Here is a 2,988-nt window from a genome sequence, read left to right as displayed (position 1 = left end):
GGTGCGTGACGATCTGCTCGCGAGTGCCGGGGAGGTGGGGGCGCTGCCGCCGGAGGTGGTGCTCCTCGATTCGCGCGTGGCGGCGCGCTTCGCGGGGGAGGTGGAGCCGCTGGACCCGAAGGCGGGGCACATTCCGGGCGCGCGGAACGTGGACTGGTCGGGCGCGCTCGGTGCGGACGGGCGCTTCCTGCCGCCCGAGCGGCAGCGCGAGCGGCTCGCGGTGGTGGAGGGGCGGGACGCGGTGCTGTACTGCGGCTCCGGGGTGAGTGCGGCGGTGAACCTGCTGTCACTGGAGCTGGCGGGCCGTCCGCTGGGGAGGAGCGCGCGGCTGTACGCGGGCTCGTGGAGCGACTGGGTGAGCGACGACGCGCGTCCGGTCGCGACAGGTCGGGACGGGGAGACGCCGGCCTCATAGTGGGCGCGGTCCCTCATGTCAAGTGAGCCAGCGGTGACCGCCGCGTGAGCGGTTCTTCTAGACTGAGCGCCGGATGTTCGCCCACGTTCCCCGTTCCTTCCCTCAGCCCGGCCACCGTTACGACGTGGCCGTCGTCGGCGCGGGCCTCGCGGGTTGCGAGGTCGCGTCGCGCCTGGCCCGCGCGGGCCGTGACGTGCTGCTCGTGACGCAGTCGCTGGACAGCGTCGCGAACCTGTTCCACGCGCGCGTGCCGGGTCCCTTCCCGCCGTCTTCCCTGATGGAGGAGGCGCGCCGCGCCGTCTCTCCCGACGAGACGCCCTGGGCGCTCCACCGGGAGGTGAAGGGGCGTCTGGAGGCGCAGAGCGGCGTGCACCTGCTGCAGTCGTGCGTGTCGTCCCTGGAGCCCGCCGTGGGGGACGCGCCGCATCGGCTGCTCACCTGGGAGGGTCCATCGCTCTCGGCGGACGCGGTGGTGCTGGCGGTGGGGAGCTTCCTGCGGGGGCGTCTGCGCGCCGGGACGGTCGAGGAGGAGGCGGGCCGCCTGACGGAGGTCGCGTACGACTTCCTCGCGGACGATCTCGCGGCGCGCGGCGTGACCTTCGAGGAGCGCGAGGACGTCTGGGCGGGCGAGTCGGGCGCGGGCGGCGCGTTGCCGTACGCGGTGCGCTACCTGACGCTGGCGCCCTCCGAACTGGACGGCTTCGCGCTTCGGCGCTGGCCGCACGTGTTCGCGGTGGGCCGCTGCACGCCGGGTGACGTGACGTACGCCTCGGCGGTGGAGGCGGGCTCGCGCCTCGCGGGGGTGCTGGCGTGATCCTGCGTCTGTCGGACTTCCGCTTCCCGGACTCGGGCGCGCGGCTCTTCCCGGAGAATCCGGACGGGGACGTGGTGCTGGAGATCGGCTTCGGGGACGGGCGTTTCTGGGCCGAGCAGGGCCCGCTCGAGCCCGGCGTGAACTACCTCGGGGTGGAGCTGAGCGGTGTGAGCCTGCTGAAGGCGCAGCGGCGTCTGCGCGCGGCGGGGCTGGGGAACGCGCACCTCACGAAGATGCCCGCGATGACCCTGCTGCGCGGCGTGGTCGCGCCCCGGTCGCTGTCGCGGATCGTGGTGAACTTCCCGGACCCCTGGCCGAAGGCGGGCCACGAGGAGCACCGTCTGCTGCGCGAGGAGTTCTTCGAGCTCGCCGCGAGCCGCCTGCGTGAGGGCGGCGAGGTGTGGATCACGACGGATCACGAGGAGTACTTCGGCTTCGCGCTGGAGCACGCGGCGCGCACGCAGGCGTTCGAGGCGCTCGAGGCGTCTCCCCCGGCGGCGGCGCTGCGCACGAAGTACGCCCTGAAGTGGCAGGAGCTGGGCCTCATGGTCAACCACGCGCGTCTGCGCGTGACGCGTCACCCGAACGTGTCGGGTCTGGACGTACAGAACGAAGGAGAGAACGTGCCGCACGCCATCGTCACCCTGCCCCCCGATTTTCATCTCGGCGACTTCGAGAAGACCGTCGCGCGCACGCCCGCGTTCACGGTCGTGCTGCTCGACGCGTTCCGTCACGCCACGCGTGACCAGTGGGCGCTGCTCGCGCACGTGGAGGAGCGCGACCTGACGCAGGAGGCGCTCGTGAGCGTCACGCGCCGCGAGGACGGCAGTTCGCTCGTGCGGCTGGAGCGCTTCGGCGGGCCGATCGTCACGCCGGGCCTCAAGGGCGCGGTGGAGGCCGTGACGACGCTGCTCGAGGGTCGGGGCGCGACCGTCTCGCACCGTGCGTACTGAATGACGGACGCTTCCGCTCCTCCCCTGGTGACGGCGTGGTCCGTGGCGCTGCCGCTGCCGATCCCGCCGTACGATTTCGGCGTGCCGCTCGGCTTCGCGGGCCCCGTGCCCGTGGGGTGCCGGGTGGTGGTGCCGTGGCAGGGCGATCTGCGCGTCGGGATCGTGGTGGGCGCGGGCCGTGAGGCGGGGCACCGATTGCGGGACGCGGTGGGCCTGCTGGACGACGGGCCGTGGGTGAGCGCGGCGTTCGTGGGCGCGCTCGCGGAGGAGTCGCGCCTGTCGCGCGTGCCGCTGGGCCTGCTGCTGAGCGACCTCGTGTGCGTCGGGCTGGAGCCCGCGCTGACGCACCGGGTGCGGGCGGTGCAGGGCGCGGACCTCTCGGCGTTCGGTGAGGACGTGCCCACGGCCGAGTGGTCGGACGGCGCGCGCTGGACCGCCGCCACGCTCGACGCGGTCCGCGCGCAGGGCCTCCTCGACGAGGAGGTGACCGTGCGGGCGCGCACCGCGACGGTCGTGCGGGCGCGCGAGGAGGGCGCCTCCCCCCTCACGCCGAAGCAGGCGGCGGCGTGGGCGTGGCTGCGGGAGCACGGGCCCGCCGAGAGCCTCTCGGCGTGGGCGTCGGCGTCGGGGTCGTCCACGTCCGTCGTGACGGCCGTGACGACGCGCGGCTGGGCCGAGCGGGTGGAGGTGCCCGCGCCTCCGCCGGAGCTTCCCGACGCGGGCGAGCCGCCGCGTCCCACGCTGGACCGCCTGCCCGAGGCGGAGGAGTGGCGGCTGCACGGCGGGCGTCCGTCGCAGCGGCACCG

The 2,988-nt window shown here is 74.4% G+C and carries 4 protein-coding genes; all 4 read left to right on the top strand.

Annotated features, from left to right (window positions below; translation table 11 throughout):
* The coding region (locus DEIPI_RS31220) for a sulfurtransferase (protein WP_281173220.1) at window positions 1-415 on the top strand (415 nt) is incomplete at its 5' end.
* Between the two features lie 73 nt (window positions 416-488).
* Window positions 489-1,229 carry an FAD-dependent oxidoreductase gene (locus tag DEIPI_RS0114200; protein WP_027482202.1) on the top strand — a complete coding sequence of 247 codons (741 nt, stop codon included), beginning with the start codon at window positions 489-491 and terminating at the stop codon, window positions 1,227-1,229.
* Window positions 1,226-2,182, top strand: coding sequence for a tRNA (guanine(46)-N(7))-methyltransferase TrmB (gene trmB / locus DEIPI_RS0114195; protein ID WP_027482201.1), 957 nt, complete (start codon window positions 1,226-1,228; stop codon window positions 2,180-2,182). Before DEIPI_RS0114200 ends, trmB begins: the two co-directional genes overlap by 4 nt.
* On the top strand, window positions 2,183-2,988 hold an 806-nt coding region (locus DEIPI_RS37860), incomplete at its 3' end, for a primosomal protein N' family DNA-binding protein (protein ID WP_045234357.1).

Source organism: Deinococcus pimensis DSM 21231 (assembly GCF_000519345.1).
Lineage (GTDB): Bacteria > Deinococcota > Deinococci > Deinococcales > Deinococcaceae > Deinococcus_A > Deinococcus_A pimensis.
This window is presented reverse-complemented; position numbering and strand designations above follow the sequence as displayed.

Coding starts and splice junctions, on each gene's coding strand:
- DEIPI_RS0114200 (WP_027482202.1), top strand. CDS start 489: ATGTTCGCCCACGTTCCCCGTTCCTTCCCTCAGCCCGGCCACCGTTAC.